Source organism: Colwellia sp. E2M01, assembly GCF_018860585.1.
In the GTDB taxonomy this organism is placed as follows: domain Bacteria; phylum Pseudomonadota; class Gammaproteobacteria; order Enterobacterales; family Alteromonadaceae; genus Colwellia.
In genome coordinates, this window is the sequence record NZ_JAHKPR010000068.1 from 54,427 (window position 1) to 73,225 (window position 18,799).

The window sequence follows — 18,799 nt, forward strand, 5'->3', positions numbered from 1 at the left end:
AGGGTCAGTACCTGTGTCAATGCCTTGTATTGTGCTCAATAAAACAAAACTGAGCTTATCTGCATTCCACTGCCATCTTGCTTCTTTACCGGTGCTTTCGATACGAATAGTGTGAGTACCAGATGTTGAAACTAATAGGTTATCAGTCACTATAGTTTCGGCCATGGTATCAAAGGAACCAGTTGATGTAATATCAGCTGTGGTAACCACAACCCCATCAATCGAAACTTTAACGCCTACTTCAGATGCATGTGGTGAACCAGCGCTTAAAGTAAAACGATAAACACCCGCTTCGGTAAAATTAACTTGGAACTCAGCCCAGTCACCTGTTTGGTTATCACCAATAGTACTGTCTGATTTTACAAAGCCAGCAAAAGAGCCGCCGGTTGCGGTAAAGTCTTCTGCTTCAATGATTAAAGCATCATCACTCACTGAAGTTGCATCAAGTACATTAACCACGATATCACTTTCAAAACCACCATCTGTAGTTGTGACAGTAATAGTCGCAGAGCCAACTGATACGCCAGTAATTAAACCATTGTCGTTAACCGTCGCTATTGAAGTATCATCGCTAGACCATGTTTTTGACAAATCACTCGCTGTGCTCGGTGTAAATTGAGCAACGGCTTGATAAGTACCTGGTAAAACAACTACTGCTGTACTTGCTAACTCAACAGATTCTACAGGTATTGCAACAACCGAAACCATGGTTGAGCCTTCAACTCCGCCATCAACTGCAGTTGCTGTGATAGTAACATCGCCAATACTAATAGCACTTACAACTCCTGATTGATCAACGGTTGCGATTGCTTCATCTGAAGATGCCCAAGTAATAGCTTTATTTGATGCATTTTTAGGTAGTACACTTGCATTAACTTGAAGCGTTTCGTTTAAAGCTAGAGCAGTCGTTTCAACACTGAGGTCGATAGAGCTAGGCGGAATGGTTGTAACTGTTACAGTATGGGTAGCAACTAATACACCTTCTTCTGTAGTCGCAGTTATCGTTGCTGACCCGCCACTAGTGCCGGTTACTAAACCATTTTGATCAACCGATGCAACAGTTACATCAGAAGTGGTCCAAGTAATTTTTTTATTGTCAGCATCTATAGGCATTATATCGGCGCTAAGAGCTATAGTCTCTTTAATTGACACTGAGGTATCACCAGAGATAGTTAAATCAGTTGGCATTATGCAGTCTAAATCACAGTTTGTTACCGCTGTTCTAAGTAGTTCTTCTTCCACTTCCCACGTTGAAATCGTCATTGCAGTAATGGTTTTTGCTGAAGCTATTTTAGCGACAATTTCGTTATCTTCTTGTAGGAACTCTAACGGGATAGTCAGCTCAAATAAGTTAAGTGCCATTTTGGTTTCGTCTACTTCAGGCCCCATTAAGTCATGATGAGTCACTGTGTTTCCAGCTTTATTGGTGCCAACTTGTGTTGGAACATCAATATCATGACCGTTAATCGTAAACTTAGTATTGTTACCTTTTTTCGCACCATTTGATGGGTTAAATTCAGCAGCTATACGTAACTTTGCTTCACCTTTACCGATAGCAGGTACCGTAACGCCGTTAACATGACCTGTAAATGTTTGACCATTGACAGCTGGTATTCTATGAACTTGTCCTTTTGCTGCATCACCTTTACCTGCGCCAGCTAAACTTTCGCCATAATATTTCTTTTCAACCATAGTTGAAGTGACTGGTATGTTTTTATCATAGGTGATGTCTAATATAATAGTAGAACCAGGCTCTAAAGTTACTGATTCAGGTAAAGCATTAAGCATTGCTTCAGCGAGTATTGGTCTACCTAAATTAGTCGAGCTTAAACCTTCAGCTAGGTAAGAATGCTTCATGTTAACGTTAGTAACTATACTATCGCCACCACCCATAAAAGATAAATCTACTGGAATATCATACCATTCTAAATTGTTTAAAATTAAGTAGGTGTGGTTACCATCAACATAAGCATCAACTTGAATATCTGGATCACTCGAGTGTGTATCTACACGAGTACCTTTTACATCAGACCATAGTTCATACCATTGAATTTTATCTGTTACGTACCAATCAGCGTCAGCATAGTTTGCAGCAAGCGCTTCATCAGTTTGCATTAAAGAGGCTTCATAACGAATAGCTTCGCCATCAGGACCTTGCAATAAACCCCATTCACCCTTAATTGGCGAAAATGGCATGGATTTAACAATTTGGCTAGGGCGAGTTAATAATTGCATGAACATTTGGTTAAATGTACGTAGGTGCAACCAATCAGCATAACGGTAATCATTAGTAATAAAGGAAAGCTTTTCATGTTGTGATGCTATTGCGCCATACTCAGAAATAACCCATGGTTTAAGGTTTTCTTTACCATTTACTTGCGCATCATACCATTCAACCATATCTAAAATAGCTTCAGTTTTCATACCTCGACGGAATGTACTGCTATATCGATCATTATCGTTTAGAGTCCCCATTTTTGACCAGTCATATAAATGGATTGAGTAGAAGTCCATATTCTCGCCAGAGGCATCCATAAAACCTTTCCAAATACCATCCCATTGAAAATACTTATCTTTTCTAGTTGCCCAAGAAGCAGAATCAGTAACGCTTATTAATAGATCAAGTAAGTCGCCATCAGTCGTGTCAACATTGTATTTATTGAATATAGCTTTATCTTGATCTGTGTAACGGGTTGATAAATCTGCACTTTCAAAATCATGTAAACCCCAAGTCATACCACCAACAAGTGGACGCTCATTTTCAGGCAGTTTACTTTTAATTTCTGCTGCAACTAAATTATGGTATTCAAATATTTGCTCAAAGCTCGACATAACAAAGGCTCCACCTCTGTTAATATCCATATCTGGCTCATTGATAACTTCCCAGTATTTTGGCATTTGCATACCGCTAGTTTCGCCATTTTTGCGGAAAAATTTATCAATAAACTCCCCAACCCACTCAGCGCCATCATCAATATGACGTAAGATATATTTCCCCGTAGCTTCAGTACCAGCCATATGTTCAGCATTATAAGACTGCGTAGGAAATGGACCATGTGGTGTAATACCCATGATCATTTCATCGGCACGTGCATCATGAGCAAGTCTTTCAGCTGGCAGGGCATCATAAGTCCCCTTAAACCAGGTTCCAAAAGGGGTTAGTGAATCAAGATCAGGTTTAGCTAAAGGGTTACCTTCCTCGTCAGAAGCTTGGTCAGTCGCTTTAAATATCCAAGTGGCACTACCATTATCACGGCCAAAATATACGTCTAGATCATTCATTAAATAATCGAGTACTTCTGCTTCTTCGTCCCAATCTTTTTCGGTTAAATTTGAGTGAATAGTAATATGTTTTTTACGGTTGAAATCGGATACCCCGCCGACCTCATGCTTAGTATCTAAATTGATATCAACTTTGACAGGCCCTGCATATATTGTCGTTGAAGATAAGCCAAGTGTGGTTGCTACAATCAAGTTATGAATTGTATTTTTTTTCATCATCATAGTTAGTCCTACGCTTATTTTATTATTGTAATATTTTTATTTTTCCAACAGTTACCCAAAACAAAAAGTGTTAGTTTATTGTTAATTAAGGTGTGATGATTAACTGTTATTCATTTCTACTTTTAAATTTTAATTAAGTAATTATTGATAAGTCTCTATTATTTACGAACTCCCTATTTTATTGTTAATAGTTGACAATTTTAATAAAGGTGAAATTATCCGTTATAAAAAAGACATAATGTACTAGCTTAAATCATGCCATGTATTTAATCCTTTAAATACAGTTGTTTAGGTTTTATTGATTAGTTCTTTGTGTGCGATAACGAACACACGTGTTCACTGGCGTTCACTCTTTTTATCTATAATTGCTATTATTTTACTTAGCTGTTTTATTTTTGTATAACTTGCTAGGTAATCTTTACAATAAATATATATTTTTAACCTTTCCTTTACATTTGTTTTGGGTTTTCATTACTTTTGTCACTGCTGTTTATAGTGATTAATAGTAAATGGAAAAATTAAAGTCTTAGATAAATACAGATCAATATTTTATTGCTCAGTTACACGGAAGAGCGGTATTGAGTCAGAAGAAAGACAAAATTAGTTTATGAAGTAATATGAATACAATGAAAAGCAGGAATTTTTTATAAGGAAATAACGACAATAACTACAATCAATTAGGATAAAAAATGATTAATAATAACTATTCAATGCTAAAAAAAGCATTAATCATTGCACTACCAATAATAACAACCCATTTTTCGGTAAATACTGCCGCAGCTACCAATAAAGTAAATGTTGATGTCAACCTTGATACGAAACACCGTATTGGCAATGTTCAGTCATTTAATAGGAAAAAATTTATTTCATTGCATTCATCACCTATTGAAAATGATTGGAATGATGACAATAAGGGTAATAACGAGTTAGACGATCTAATTGGGAAATTCATACAAGGTTATGATGTATATTTTGGTCGTGATACCGGATATATGAAAAACCAACTTTTTGCTCAATCACAAGATAACAACCGCTTAGGCTTTGTTGACGAGACTGTTATTACTAGCAAGGGTATAGGGGCGGTCAATACTTTTGAAAATAGTAGTCAGCTTAGGTTTGATAATGCGAGACGTTTTATCAACAGATCTAGAGATATGGTGGTTGGTGGTCAAGTGCATCCATATTACCCAGATGGAACTAATATTGGTAATACTGGTTGGGCCTTCTCACAAACAGATACTGCCGCCGAGCCCCTTGGTACCGCAACTGGGCACTATATAGGGAAGTTTTTACAAAATTATTTTGCCCAAAGTAATACTGCAATAGGCCAACCTAAGCCGGCTTATTTGGAGGTAGTCAATGAACCGCTTTATGATCTAAATGTTGCTCCTACAGGAGGCCGAGAAAAAGCCCCCATTTCAGATATCTTTAAATATCATACAAGTGTCGCCAAAGAGATTCGTAAAACTAATAGTGCTAAGTTGAATAAAGGCGTTAAAATTGCTGGTTATACCGTAGCATTTCCAAATTACGATTGGGATAATTTCCAGCGCTGGGAAAATAACGATAAATTATTTATTGATACCGCGGGTAAAGATATGGATGTATTTTCAATTCATTTGTATGATTTCCCAACCCACCCTAGAGGCGAAGAATACAGACGTGGCAGTAACGTGGAAGCTACACTTGACATGTTAGAGCAATACTCAACCATTAAATTCGGCCGTGTTAAACCGCTGTTAATTTCAGAATATGGTGCTTCCGTACACGCTTTGCGTAATAAGCCCTGGACTCATGTGCGTGATGCTGAAAAATTACGTGGCTATAATGCGTTATTAACACAGTTTTTAGAACGTCCTAATGTTATTGCTAAAGCCATTCCGTTTATTCCAGTAAAAGCCGAGTGGGGCAGACATAGTGATACTGGTTATCCTTATGAAAACCGCTTAATGCGTCAAAACTATGAAAAATTAGGTCAAACAGGCACTCAGTGGGTTTATACCGACTTAGTTAAGTTTTATCAATTATGGTCGAATGTTAGAGGTATCCATGTTGATAGCTGGGCGTCAGATTTAGATATTATGGTTGATGCTTATGTGCAAAACAATAAAGCACACATTATTATGACAAGCTTAGAATTTGAAGATACAGATGTTTCATTAAAAGCACTTGGTATTGCCGGTAATTCGGTAAAGTCAGTGCAAATAAAAACCTTATCTTACGATAATAATAACCATGCTTTATTGGAAACTAAAAACCTAGCGAGTGTGCCAGGTACTGTATTTTTACCGAAAGAAAGTACTAAAATCATGACGATTACTTATCATGATAAGATAAATATAGATAAAGTAAATCAAGAGGATAAATACTACGCAACCACTTACAAACATCCCATTAAAGCAGACACGAGTATATTCTTTAACATTAAAGATGTTGATGTGGGAGCGCAAGGGGAGGCCGTATTACGTTTAGGTATTGGTCGTGCTCATGGTAAATCGCTTGTACCTGTTGTAAAAGTCAATGGCGTTGAGGTTAGTGTACCAACAGATTTTCGTGGTTATGATCAAAAGCAGGGGAAAACTCGTAATGGGCGTGCAAGCTTCTTCGGTGTGATTGAAATTCCTGTACCTCATGATTTACTACAAGGCAATAACTGGATAAATGTTACCTTTGATGATGCAGGAGGCTTTGCAACAAGTGCAGCATTACAAGTTATAAACTCAGACGAGAGTATTACGCGTCGTCTTTAACAATTAACTTATTTACCTGCTTCACTTGAAAATACTGGGTTCAGTTGGCATTAGAAATGTTTTTAGGCAAGGCATTTAATAGCTGCACCCATGTAGCGTTACCTTGGTTTTTAAGGGCTCCCCTAAAAACAAAGTAAAAAAGTGTCTTGGTTATGAGTCACTCAGACTTCCTGAAACGAGCACCTTTAAGTGGAGTGGGTATATATTGATTGATATCTACCCGTTTCACTCAACCTAAGAGGGTCTTTGTTGACTGTGATGGCGGGGTCATAATGAACCTATACCCATGATATCATCTTCTGTTTACTCACTACGGAAATGATTGATCGGCTTGCCTACCACATTAAAAAACGTTTGAGCTATCACAATTAAGCCAGCAAAAGTAAGAGGCAAAATTCCAGCCAACATAAACAGCCAAATATCTAACGAAATTGATTGTGTAAAGCCTTGTAGCCAATTGTTCATGGTGAAATAAGCTATTGGCCATGCCAGAATATTGGCGAGTAATACAAGCATCAAAAATTCGTTACTGATCAGCCAAACAAGATCAAATATCGTTGCTCCCATTACTTTTCTAATACCTATTTCTTTTCGTCTACGTTCGGTTGAATAAGAAACTAAACCAAATAATCCCATTGAAGCAATTATTAGCGCTAATACCGAAAAGTACAAAAATACTTTGGCTTGCTTATCTTCTTGGTTGTACATAGCGTTAAAATTATCGCTTAAAAAAGTACGATTGTTTGGTCTATTTGGCATCAGTTCGGCGAAAGTTTTATCAATATATTTAATTGCTTCATGAGTATTTTTAGGATTGAACTCAATACCTACAGAGTAATCACCTTCTCTTACTAAATGATATACCTGGGGCTTTTTTTTATCTCTTAACGAGCCTATATGTATATCTTCGACTACACCGACAATTTTGTATTGAGTAACACCAGGCGAAAATATAATTTTTATATATTTATTAATGGCTTCTTCAGGTGTATAGCCTAGAGCCTGTGCAGCAGAAACACTAATGATAGCGTTACCTCTTCCTTCACTGTTGCTTCTAGTTGGTATTTGTACATAGCTATCACCAAGTTCAAGCGAAAAGTACCGTCCTGCGACTAAAGGAATCTTATAATAGTTAAAAAAATCTAAACCTGTATTTAAGGTGGGTAAATTTATTATATTTTTAGCGATAAATTCTTCTTCTTCATGAACATATGCCCAAATATCACGTAAAGGCTCGGTAAGTAATTGCTTAGCAGCACTTACCGATTTTATATCAGGATGTTGAAGTAATTTATTTTTAAATTGCCTATAAAGTTTATGATAATCACGTTGTTCTTCAATTGGGTAGAGTGATAGTGCTACTTTATTATGAATCTCATATCCAGGGTTAGTACTACGAGCAAAGTCAATTTGTTTAAGCACAACAAAAGTGGCTAGTATCAAACTAATCGATATAGAAAATTGTAATATGAGTAATAGTTTACGTAGGTAAATAGGCCCTTGCTTTTTCGATGGCTGGCCGTGTAATAGTCGCGATGGATTGAAATTCGAAATATAAAATGCAGGATAACTACCGGCGAAACAACCAACAATAATGGTTGCTAACATAACGCCTAATGCCGTTTGCCAGTTGTATAAGCTTTCAATAACTAAATCTCGTTCTATAAAAAAACTAAACCAAGGTAAACATAATTCAACTAGCGTACAGGCAATAAACATAGCAAATGCAGTCATTAAAATTGACTCTATTAAAAATTGAATTGCTAGCTGTGTACCCGTTGCGCCTAACACTTTACGTACAGCAACCTCTTTTCCTCGTTGTGATGATCTTGCCGTACTTAAATTCATAAAATTGATGCAGGCGAGAAGTAATATTATTATTGCAATAACAGAGAAGCTGTAAACTGTTGCGTACCTTCCGTTAGCCTTTATTTCGTAGGATAGGTTGGAATGTAGGTGTATATCAGCAACTGGCTGCAATTTTAACTTTTGATCGTCAGTCACTTGATTGCCTAGCGAGTCCATCATTGATGATAACCTCTGGGTTAATATTTCAGGTGAAACGCCTTGCTTTAACTTAATGTAAATATAGTAATAATTAAGGTGCCAGTTACTTAAGTCTTCCGGCAACCAATTTCGCATGGTTTCTATAGACATGAGTAAACTAAAGGTAAGGTGAGTATTATCGGGTTGATCTTTTATTACCGCAGTTATCTCTAAACCATTTCTCTGCTGTGCATTTAAAAATAAATATTTACCAACTGGGTTTTCATTTCCAAAAAAATGCTTAGCCATGCTTTCAGTTAATACGAGTGTATTTTTTCGAGTAAGTGCACTGGCCCTATCTCCATAAATAAAAGTAAAGTTAAATACATCAAAAATATCGTTGTCAGCCCATAACATGTCTGTGACATCCATAAAAATGTCATTTCGACCCAGTTGTAAATTAAAAGTCATCCCCATTAACGTAATCGCTTCTATTTCGTTAAACTGAGCTTGAATAAGTGGTTTGAAAGGAGCGGCAATCCCAGCGATATTGATATCGTCGTTAGTATAGTGGCGAGTAATACGGTAAGTACGATCTACTTCCTTTAGGTGTTGCTCATAAGTACTTTCATATTGAACAAAAATTAAAATTAAAAAGCAAACCGTTAAGCCAATAGCTAAACCTAATATATTAATTGCACTGAAAAGTTTATTAGCAAAAATATTACGAAAAGCAATTAAAAGGTAATTATTAAACATAATGCTTAACTATAGCGTTTGCATCTTGAGTTATAATTTTCCCATCGAATAAATTGATAATGCGGTTTGCGTATTCTGCGTGATATTGAGAGTGCGTTACCATTAAAATGGTTGTCCCCCTATCATTGAGACTTTTCAATAACTCCATCACATTATCCCCATTCTTTGAATCAAGATTGCCCGTAGGCTCATCAGCTAAGATAACCCTTGGTTTAGTTGATAAAGCGCGAGCAACTGCAACACGTTGTTGTTGTCCGCCTGATAATTGCTGGGGCATATGGTTTGCTCGATGAGCAATATTCATTTGCTCTAATACTTCGGTAATTCTTATTTTACGTTGCCTCGGTGATATTTTTTGATATAACAAAGGTAATTCAATATTTTCCAGAACAGATAATTCATCAATTAAATTATAATTTTGAAAAATAAAACTAATGTTTTTTTTACGCACATTAGCTATTTTTCTTTCAGGTAGCTGGGAGATGCATTGTTTATCAAAGAAATAGTCACCAGAAGTTGGGTTGTCTAACATCCCTAACAAATTTAATAAGGTAGACTTTCCACAGCCTGACGGTCCCATAATAGAAATAAACTCACCGGGATCTACATTTAAGTTTATATTTTTTAGTGCACAAGTTTCGACATCGTTCGAACCATAAATTTTATTAATATTTTCTAAACGTATCATTATAGCTCCTTACGCAAATATTTTGTTTTAATTTTCTTGTACTTATAAAGCTTTTTACTAGCGTTAAGATTTAGGGTTCGGATTAGATAACAAGTACTTTTGGGTCTCAATGTTTACAATATTACCACTTGCTGTAAACAAATGTTAACATTATGCAATAAACAGTTACCTATTTTGTGTGGGTAAATTAAAGAATAGATTTGTTTAATTCACCCTAAGGTATTTAAAGAGAATAACAATGGATAAAAGACAAGCTAATATATTAATTATTGATGATGACTCAGATATTTTGCTTGCGGCCAAACTTTTTTTAAAAAGGCATTATCAAAAGGTAGTTACGCTAGATAATCCATCAGCTATTCCTGCAATTATGAAAAAGTGTGAGTTTGACTTATTTTTGTTGGATATGAATTTTGCTTTAGGTCTTAATACTGGGCGAGAGGGGTTACACTGGTTACAGAAAATTATCAGTATTAACCCTGATGCTGTGGTTGTTTTAATGACGGCTTATGGTGATGTTGAGTTGTCAGTAAAAGCAATTAAATTGGGAGCTATCGACTTTGTATTAAAGCCTTGGAAGAATGAAAAATTATTAGCTACTTTAAATTCTGCTTTATTATTAAGTAAATCACGTAAACAAGTAAAGCGACTAAATGAACGTCAAAAAGAGCTGATGTTTACTAATGAAAACACGCAAGTTGTTGGTCAATCAAATGCCTTAATGCGAGTACTTGAAATAAGTGCAAAGGCGGCAAAAACTGATGCTAATATTTTAATATTAGGTGAGAACGGCGCTGGAAAAGAAGTTATTGCTCACGAAATCTATAGGCAATCCTCTCGTGCATCAGAGGTTATGTTGAATGTAGACCTTGGAGCTGTACCTGAAAACTTATTTGAGAGCGAATTGTTCGGTCATGTAAAAGGTGCATTTACTGATGCTAATTCTGATCGCCCAGGTCGTTTTCAAGCGGCATCGGGTGGTACCTTATTCCTTGATGAAATAGGTAACCTACCATTACATCTACAAGCAAAACTGCTCCGTGTTATTGAAAATAAAGAAGTCACCCCAGTAGGCTCTGATAAATTGATTAAAGTCGATGTAAGGCTAATTTGTGCAACGAATATGCCCTTACAAAAATTAGTTGATGAAGGAAAATTTAGGGCGGATTTATATTATCGCATTAATACCTTACAAATTGAGTTGGCGCCTTTACGTGAAAGGGCGTCGGATATTCCGTTACTACTAAACCACTTTATTGCGATTAACGCTCAAAAATATCAGTTTCCTGAAAAAAAAATTACTTCATCTGCTTTAAAAGTATTATGTCAATATCATTGGCCAGGTAATGTTAGAGAGCTCGCAAATGCAGTAGAGCGCGCGCTTATCTTAGGTGATCATGATGAGTTAGTTGAAAGTGATTTTTTACTTAACAACACCAACACTACCAATTTAGAAACGTTTAATGACTGTAATCTAGAACGTATTGAAAAGTCTGTTATTAGTCATTGTGTTGAAAAACATTTAGGTAATATCAGTCACGCGGCTGCTGAACTAGGTATTACGCGTACGTCACTTTATCGTAGAATCAAGAAACATCAGCTATGAAAATACATAGTCGCTGGCGTTTTCGCTGTAAAATTTTAGGGGTAATTGTTGTCTACTCAACGATTTTATTTACGTTATTTATATTGATAGATAGCCAGCAACTTTATGTAACCCAAGGTATGTTAATAGTCTTAGTGGGATTGGTTATTCTCATTTTATTAAGCATTTGCGAGTCCCAAATGAACAAGGTTGAGAAATTTTTTCAAGCAATAAGCTATGAAGATTTTTCCCAAAAATATCAAGGGAAAGAAGAAGGAGATTTGGCGGATACCATGAATGCTATCATCGCTAAATTGCAATTAAATAGAAATAACGAGCAAGCCGAAAATAGTTTTTTAAAAATGATTATCAGGCAAGCACCTGTCGCAATAATAGTGTTTGATGAACGTGAACGTATTACATTATTTAATCAAGCTGCAGCAAGATTACTCTCTGTTAGAGCGCCTGAAACTATAGATTCATTAACCTCAAGCTTTATTGAGTTACCTTCATTATTACGAAGCCTAAAAAGCCAACAAAGTGTTTTGCATAAAATAGTACGCGAAGGTGTTGCTTATTCATTTAGGTTTTCGGCCAATCATATTCTGTTAACCAGTAAAACACAAAGCTTAGTCATTATTGAAAATATTGGTCGTGAAATTAGTCAAGCTGAATATCAAGCTTGGCAAAAATTAATTAGCGTTTTGACTCATGAAATGATGAATTCAATCACGCCAATTGTTTCTTTAGCGGATAATTGCCGAGATATTATTGGCCAAGATAACCTTTTAAGTTTACCAAGACCAATACTATCTCAAGAAATAGAAGATACTAAAAGGGCACTCGAGACCATTGTTAATCGCAGCCAAGGTATCATGGAGTTTGTTGGCGGTTACCGTGAGTTAAGTCGTCTGCCACCACCTAAGCTCCAAATTATTGAGCTGAATAGTGTCTTGCAAGATATTGTCATGTTGCAAAAAGAACAATTAGCAAATAAATGTGTGCTTGTTGATATTAATATTCAACCTAAAAATTTGAGCTTATCGGTTGATAAACAGCACTTTGAACAAATTATGATAAACTTACTTCTTAATGCCATAGATGCGTGTGAGCATAGTTCTAATGGAAAAATAAAAATTACCGCAATAATGAAGCGTGCGCATATTATTGTCACGGTAACAGATAATGGCTCAGGCATTCCAGCCAAAGTACTTGAACATATTTTCACCCCATTTTTTACAACTAAGCGCCATGGTACCGGTATTGGAATGACATTATCGCGTCAGATAATGCACGCACATGGTGGACAACTTTCAGTCAACTCCATTGAAGGAAAAGGAACAACCATCGACTTAATTTTTTAGTAATCTCTTCATATTTATTTTGTTGCCATTATAAGCGTTTATAGCATAGGCTTGAGTTATGTATTTGGGTGTACACTTGACCATGTGTATATTGTTGATTGTTTACAATTAATGAGGTATGTTGTATTTACACAATTTATGTATTGCATTTAAATGAGTCAATAATATGGATAAAAATATATCTCGACGCTCAGCGTTAAAATTTGTTGCCGCGGGTGTGGCAGCTACAGGCATTAGTAGCTGTGTTAGTTCACCTAAAGAACAAAATACATCAACTATTCGTACCGGTATAGAGCCTGTTAAAGATAACTGGTCAAATACTCATGATCGTGTTTGGCTAGGTGGTGAGTTTTGGGCTAATCCAATGGAAGATTGGCGTGTTAATAATGGTCGAGCGGAATGTTTATCTCGTGGAGGAAACCGAAGTATCCATTCTTTAACTCACCAATTAGTTGATTTTACTAAGCCTTTTGAAGTTTCCGTTGACGTGAAACGTTTAGAGCAAACTAAACAAGATGGCGGTGCAGGTATTCGCCTTGGGGCACGTAGTGAACTGAATGAAGTTAAAAGTAACTGTTTTGTGCAAGAAGGTTACGACATGGGTATTATCAATAATAGCCTTATACTTGGTATTGAAAAAGTCGAGTTAAGTGAAAAAATCACCAATGAAAACATTACATTGTTGCTAAAAGCTAGCCCTAAACTTGGCGCGATTTCTTTAACATTAACAGCAACAAATAGCCAAACAGGTAAACAATTGGCTGAACTCAAGCACATTGCGCCCGCAGAAGACTTAAAAGGTAATATTGCTCTTGTGAGTAACTTTGCAATTAAATCAATTGATGGGCGAAATATTCCGGCGGATTTACTCGGAGCTCGTTATAGTTTTAGCCAGTGGCAAATGCAGGGCGAAGCGTTTTCTGTAAATGAGGAAGAGAAATTTGGTCCGATTTTATGGACTATGTACTCATTAAGTGACTCTCGAAGCGCAGAGGGTTTTGTAATGAAACTAAGTGCTTATGTTGGACCTATTGGCTTAAAAGATAACCAAAATGTTGAGTTACAAATTCAAAAAGATGGTAAATGGCAAACGATTGGATCTGAAGCTATTAACCATGATGGTTGGATCGCAACATTTAGAGTCGCTAATTGGGATGAATCTCAGGATACACCATTTAGAGCCGTTTATCGTGAAAAGCATATTGATGGTACTGAAAGTATTGATACTTGGAGTGGCAGTGTTAAAGCAAATCCAAGTAATAAAAAGTTACAGATGGCTGCGCTTACTTGCCAAAATGATTACGGCTTTCCTTATGCACCAGTTGCTAATAATGTTGAAAAGTTAAACCCCGATATAGTCTTCTTCTCAGGCGATCAAATTTATGAAAGCCACGGTGGTTTTGGTATCGTCCGTACACCAGCTGAAGACTCAATTCTAAATTATTTACGTAAGTTTTATCAATTTGGCTGGGCGTTTAGACAAACAATGCGTAACCAACCAACGATTTGTTTACCTGACGATCATGACGTATTACAAGGAAACTTATGGGGGGAAGGCGGCGCTAAAATGCAGAACATTGAGAAAGATCCAACTGCAGCTATATTAGGTGGTTATATTGAACCAACACGCGTAATTAATACAGTACATAGAACCACAGTTGCGCATCATCCTGATCCATATGATCCAACACCAACAAATGGCATTAGCTCATATTACGGTGAAATGATTTATGGTGATGTTGGCTTTGCCATTCTTGCTGATAGACAATGGAAAAGTGGTCCTGAGCGCATTAATATAGAAGTTGGTGTAACAGGCCAGGATGAAGATAAGTTTAGTTATAACCCTAAATTTAATCCACCAGGATTGGAACTGCTAGGTAAACGCCAAGAAGACTTCTTAACGCAATGGGGTAAGAACTGGGACGGACACTCACTTAAAGCAGTATTAAGTCAAACTGTATTTGCTGGGATCTGTACCCATCAACCCACGCCTACAAGATTTATGAAATATGACTTTGACTCTAGCGGCTGGCCAGCTTCAGCACGAAATCGTGCTGTAGACTGTATGCGTGAGTCAATGGCTCTGCATATTTGTGGGGATACCCATTTAGGTTCATTATCCCAATACGGGGTAGATAAACAACGAGACAGTAACTGGGCGTTTTGTACTCCTGCAATTTCCGCTGGTTGGCCACGTTGGTGGAACCCAGATTCAATAAATATGCCATTTGCCAATCGCCCTCGACATGATCTAGCTAACACAGGAGAATTCAACGACACCTTTGGTAATAAAATGTATATTTATGCAGTAGGTAATCCAGTGGTCGGTAAGTCGGGCAATCGATATGTTAAAGCGCATGAAAAAGGTAGTGGCTTTGGTGTTATTACTTTCGATACACAAAACTTAACATACACAATGGAAGCTTACCGCTTCTTAGTTGATGTAACCGAGCAAAACCGAAGTAATCAATTTCCAGGATGGCCGGTAACTATTCACCAACAAGAAAATAGAGGTGAAAATATTTTAGGTTAGTTTTTTAGTGTTGGCGTTAGCCTAAGGAGATTAATTTACTTAGGCTAACAAAGCTTGACACACTGAACAGAGCTCACATTGCCATGTGAGCTCTAATTTCTTTGCCTTTAATTAGGTCCTGTATTCAGATACAAATACACCCCCCTATATTCCTTGTAAAACACTGGTTAAATCATTTACTCAATCTCATTCTTAAGTATCTAATTAACCTGATCTCGATTTAATAAATATTTTTCTAGCAGCTATTTTCTCTACTGTCATCGTTAAGTTTACTTGCAATAGATCCGTTATTGACGGGAAATTTGCCTTGAAAATAGGAAAATTATCAAGCTAGGGAATCAGATAAAGTAAAATTATTCAGTATTTTATCTGATTAAAAATATCTTAAACCGAGTTTAAGTTAGTTAAAATAAAATCTCTAATAGGTTAACAGAATGAAAATTATTATTAACTTCATTCAAGTAAGATGCAAAATTAAAATCCAATATTGTTAACAATTAAAGGTTGACCGTTATAATTTTGTAGTTCAGTATTTATTAAGTACTTTAACTTTATTGATATGTGTCAATACAAGTAAAGTCTGGAAAATTTTCTCAACAACATAAAAATATTTTTTATAAATATAAAAAAAACATTATATAAAAAACATTTTGATTAAATTTGTTTCCAACAAGTGAAGGAATAATTATGACAACAATGACAAAGAAGTTTACTCGAACAGCACTGTCCACGGCAATTCTATTGGCAAGTGCAAGTCCATTAACCGCTTTGCAGGCGCAAGAAGCAAGTGCTGATGATGTAGAGGTAATTGAGGTAACCGGTATACTTAGTTCTTTAACAAAATCAGCGTCAATGAAACGCGAAGGAACTGGTGTGGTTGATGCTATTTCAGCTGAAGATATTGGTAAATTCCCAGATTCTAACTTAGCGGAGTCCTTGCAGCGCATAACAGGGGTTTCAATTGATCGTGCTAATAACGAAGGTAACCAAGTTACTGTTCGTGGTTTCGGACCTAGCTTTAATTTAGTTACCCTTAACGGCAGACAAATGCCAAATTCTTCTGCTTTATTATCAGATGGCATATCTCGTAGCTTTAACTTTGCCGATATAGGTGCTGACTCTGTTTCTGCTGTAGAAGTTTTTAAAACGGGTAAAGCGGATATTTATTCTGGAGGTATTGGTGCCACGATAGATATTCATACAGCAAAACCTTTTCAATATGATGGTTTTAAAGCCATAGTAAGTGCTAAAGCTGTTGCTGATACTAGTGTTGATACAGGCCGCGCAGTTACTCCTGAATTTTCAGGTATGATTAGTAATAACTTCTTTGATGATACGTTTGGGGTTTTACTTTCTCTTTCTTTGGCTGAGCGCGATAGCCATACAGACAGAGTGGGTACTTCAGGCCAATGGAGTACAGGTTATCCAGGCCAAGTTGATATTGATAAAAGTGCAATTAATACGGCTAATAACCCAGACTTAAATACTTGGGGTGTGCCAACGGTTGATCTTGATAGTAGTAATACCTCGCGGGAACGTCAAAATGGGCAATTAGTTTTACAATGGGCACCAACAGATTCACTGATTGCTTCTGTTGATTATACAATGTCGCGTTTAGACATTGAAAGTAAAATGAACCGTACTAGCTTTTGGTTTGATAATATTGAAACCGGTACTGCTGATGAAAATGGCACCATTATTAACCCAACTCGTCAAAATGATGAATTAAATTTTTGGGCATGGGAGTACGCTTATAAAACTGAAAATGATTCTCTTGGTATTAACCTTGAGTGGCTTGCAACAGATACCTTAAGCTTTACTCTAGATGCTCACGACTCTACGTCGCATGCAAACCCTGGAGCATTACCTGCCGAACGTATTGCAAATTTAAAAAACCCATTTGGTGATGCGGCGCCTGTTCATATTGCAGCTGACTTTTCTGGTGACATGCCTTCGGTTTCTTATGATGACTCAGCCTTAGCTGGCGGCGCTTTTGATAAAAGTAATATCGAGGGTGATTTGTATCAAGAGCGTGGCTATGAAATTGAAAATAACATTCAACAAATACTCCTTGCCGGTACTTGGGAAAATGAAAATGACAGTATATTAAGAACTGTTCATTTTGGTGCTTCAAATACGGTATATAAAGTGGACACAAAAAATATTTACGGCGCCAATTTTGGTTTAGGTAATGGTGCCTTAGATATTAGTGAACTTGATTTAACATTCTCTCCAGGCGATATAGGTTATGAACAACGCTCTCATTATAGTGCCGCACAATTCTTAGATCTTGTTGAAGAGCAAAACTTATTAACCGAGAAAGGCATATCAACTAATGGCATCGAGGAAGATACTACAGCCCTTTATGTATCAGTCGACTTAGAAACAGAAATAAGTGATATGCCTTTTAAAGCAAGCTTAGGACTGAGATATGAAGATACTAGTGTTACTTCTTATTCTGTAGAGAACCCTGTTGAAGGCTTTAACTGGATTACGCCATTAGAGATGTCGAAAGTGCGTTCTGAAAATGAAATATCAAGTACGTTATCAGGTGACTACAGTAACACGCTACCTAGTATAAACCTTAGCTTAGATATTACTGATGATTTAGTTGCGCGTTTTTCATATAGCACAACTATTGCCAGAAGTGATATTGATGCAATGTTCCCTGCAACCTCACTTGACGAGCATTACTCTGGAGGACCATTTAGAGCTTCACAAGGTAACCCTAGCTTATTACCTTATGAGTCAGATAACTTAGATCTTTCATTAGAATGGTATTATGCAGAAGGTAGTTATGTTTCAGCGGGTTACTTCACTAAAGATGTAGAAAACTATATCGGTACAGGGCAAGAAAATAGAGCTATTAATGGCCCTGATGGTGCGTTAACCGACCCAAGTATTAACCCTCGTGGCGTATGTCCAAGTGGCAGTGTACTCGTGCCAAATCCTGATTGTATATCTCAAGCTGGTGACCCAATTATTACATGGGAAGTTACAACACCAATTAACCAAGGAGATACTAGTGTTGATGGCTTTGAGCTTAATATTCAACATATGTTTGGTGAATCTGGTTTTGGTAGTATTGCTAACTATACTATTGTAAATACTGATAATGAATATGACCCGTACAGCTTAGACTCACAACTTGCTGTTACCGGTTTAAGTGACAGTGCTAACTTAGTTGCCTTTTATGAAAATTATGGCTTCTCAGCACGTATTGCATATAATTGGCGTGATGACTTCTTACTTAAAAGCACGATTAGTCCTGTATTTACTGAAGAGTATTCACAAATAGATATGTCTATAAGTTATGATATTAACGAAAACTTATCAATATTTGCGGATGGTATTAATATTACAGATGAAGCGACTCGCCGTCATGGACGCTTTAGCAATCAACTTATTGATTTTGAGCAGTACGGTGCTCGTTATACCGTGGGTGTTCGTGCTAAGTTTTAAAACTTAGGAATAGGTGCCACGTCTCATAATTGCATGTGAGATGTGTTTTAAAAAGCCAGTACATATATATGTACTGGCTTTTTTTTGTGTGCTGTCTTGTTCTTAAAACACCTTTCTGTTTATAAGGGTGTCAACAGTTTTAATACACGGTGTAATACCAAGTTGATT

8 protein-coding genes are annotated in these 18,799 nt (G+C 36.6%); 5 read left to right on the forward strand and 3 right to left on the reverse strand.

From position 1 onward, the window contains the following. The coding region (locus KO502_RS13015) for an Ig-like domain-containing protein (RefSeq protein WP_216022993.1) at positions 1-3,504 on the reverse strand (3,504 nt) is incomplete at its 3' end. Positions 3,505-4,193: 689 nt separating this feature from the next. Here KO502_RS13015 and KO502_RS13020 point away from each other — a divergent pair. Next, positions 4,194-6,254, forward strand: a complete 2,061-nt coding sequence (locus KO502_RS13020) for a hypothetical protein (RefSeq protein WP_216022994.1) — start codon at positions 4,194-4,196, stop codon at positions 6,252-6,254. 303 nt (positions 6,255-6,557) lie between these two features. Here KO502_RS13020 and KO502_RS13025 read toward each other — a convergent pair whose 3' ends face one another. Further along, on the reverse strand, positions 6,558-8,999 hold the full coding sequence (locus KO502_RS13025; RefSeq protein ID WP_216022995.1) for an ABC transporter permease: 2,442 nt from the start codon (positions 8,997-8,999) through the stop codon (positions 6,558-6,560). Further along, positions 8,992-9,687 carry an ABC transporter ATP-binding protein gene (locus KO502_RS13030; RefSeq protein ID WP_216022996.1) on the reverse strand — a complete coding sequence of 232 codons (696 nt, stop codon included), beginning with the start codon at positions 9,685-9,687 and terminating at the stop codon, positions 8,992-8,994. Before KO502_RS13030 ends, KO502_RS13025 begins: the two co-directional genes overlap by 8 nt. A gap of 238 nt (positions 9,688-9,925) precedes the next feature. On the opposite strand from KO502_RS13030, the gene KO502_RS13035 reads away from it, so the two are divergent. The 4 genes from KO502_RS13035 to KO502_RS13050 all read left to right on the forward strand — a co-directional run bounded on the left by KO502_RS13035 (position 9,926) and on the right by KO502_RS13050 (position 18,631). Then, positions 9,926-11,293, forward strand: a complete 1,368-nt coding sequence (locus KO502_RS13035; protein WP_216022997.1) for a sigma-54 dependent transcriptional regulator — start codon at positions 9,926-9,928, stop codon at positions 11,291-11,293. Continuing rightward, positions 11,290-12,636, forward strand: a complete 1,347-nt coding sequence (locus tag KO502_RS13040) for an ATP-binding protein (protein WP_216022998.1) — start codon at positions 11,290-11,292, stop codon at positions 12,634-12,636. The genes KO502_RS13035 and KO502_RS13040 overlap by 4 nt, the downstream gene beginning before the upstream one ends. A 166-nt stretch (positions 12,637-12,802) precedes the next feature. Further along, positions 12,803-15,169: an alkaline phosphatase D family protein gene (locus tag KO502_RS13045; RefSeq protein WP_216022999.1), complete on the forward strand. Its 2,367-nt coding sequence runs from the start codon at positions 12,803-12,805 to the stop codon at positions 15,167-15,169. 696 nt (positions 15,170-15,865) lie between these two features. After that, positions 15,866-18,631, forward strand: coding sequence for a TonB-dependent receptor (locus KO502_RS13050; protein WP_216023004.1), 2,766 nt, complete (start codon positions 15,866-15,868; stop codon positions 18,629-18,631). Positions 18,632-18,799: the final 168 nt, after the last annotated feature.

What these genes read in the sequence shown, in the direction of transcription:
- KO502_RS13025 (WP_216022995.1), bottom strand. Translation starts at nt 8,999, where the DNA reads ATGTTTAATAATTACCTTTTAATTGCTTTTCGTAATATTTTTGCTAAT.
- KO502_RS13030 (WP_216022996.1), bottom strand. Translation starts at nt 9,687, where the DNA reads ATGATACGTTTAGAAAATATTAATAAAATTTATGGTTCGAACGATGTC.
- KO502_RS13020 (WP_216022994.1), top strand. Translation starts at nt 4,194, where the DNA reads ATGATTAATAATAACTATTCAATGCTAAAAAAAGCATTAATCATTGCA.
- KO502_RS13045 (WP_216022999.1), top strand. Translation starts at nt 12,803, where the DNA reads ATGGATAAAAATATATCTCGACGCTCAGCGTTAAAATTTGTTGCCGCG.
- KO502_RS13040 (WP_216022998.1), top strand. Translation starts at nt 11,290, where the DNA reads ATGAAAATACATAGTCGCTGGCGTTTTCGCTGTAAAATTTTAGGGGTA.
- KO502_RS13035 (WP_216022997.1), top strand. Translation starts at nt 9,926, where the DNA reads ATGGATAAAAGACAAGCTAATATATTAATTATTGATGATGACTCAGAT.
- KO502_RS13050 (WP_216023004.1), top strand. Translation starts at nt 15,866, where the DNA reads ATGACAAAGAAGTTTACTCGAACAGCACTGTCCACGGCAATTCTATTG.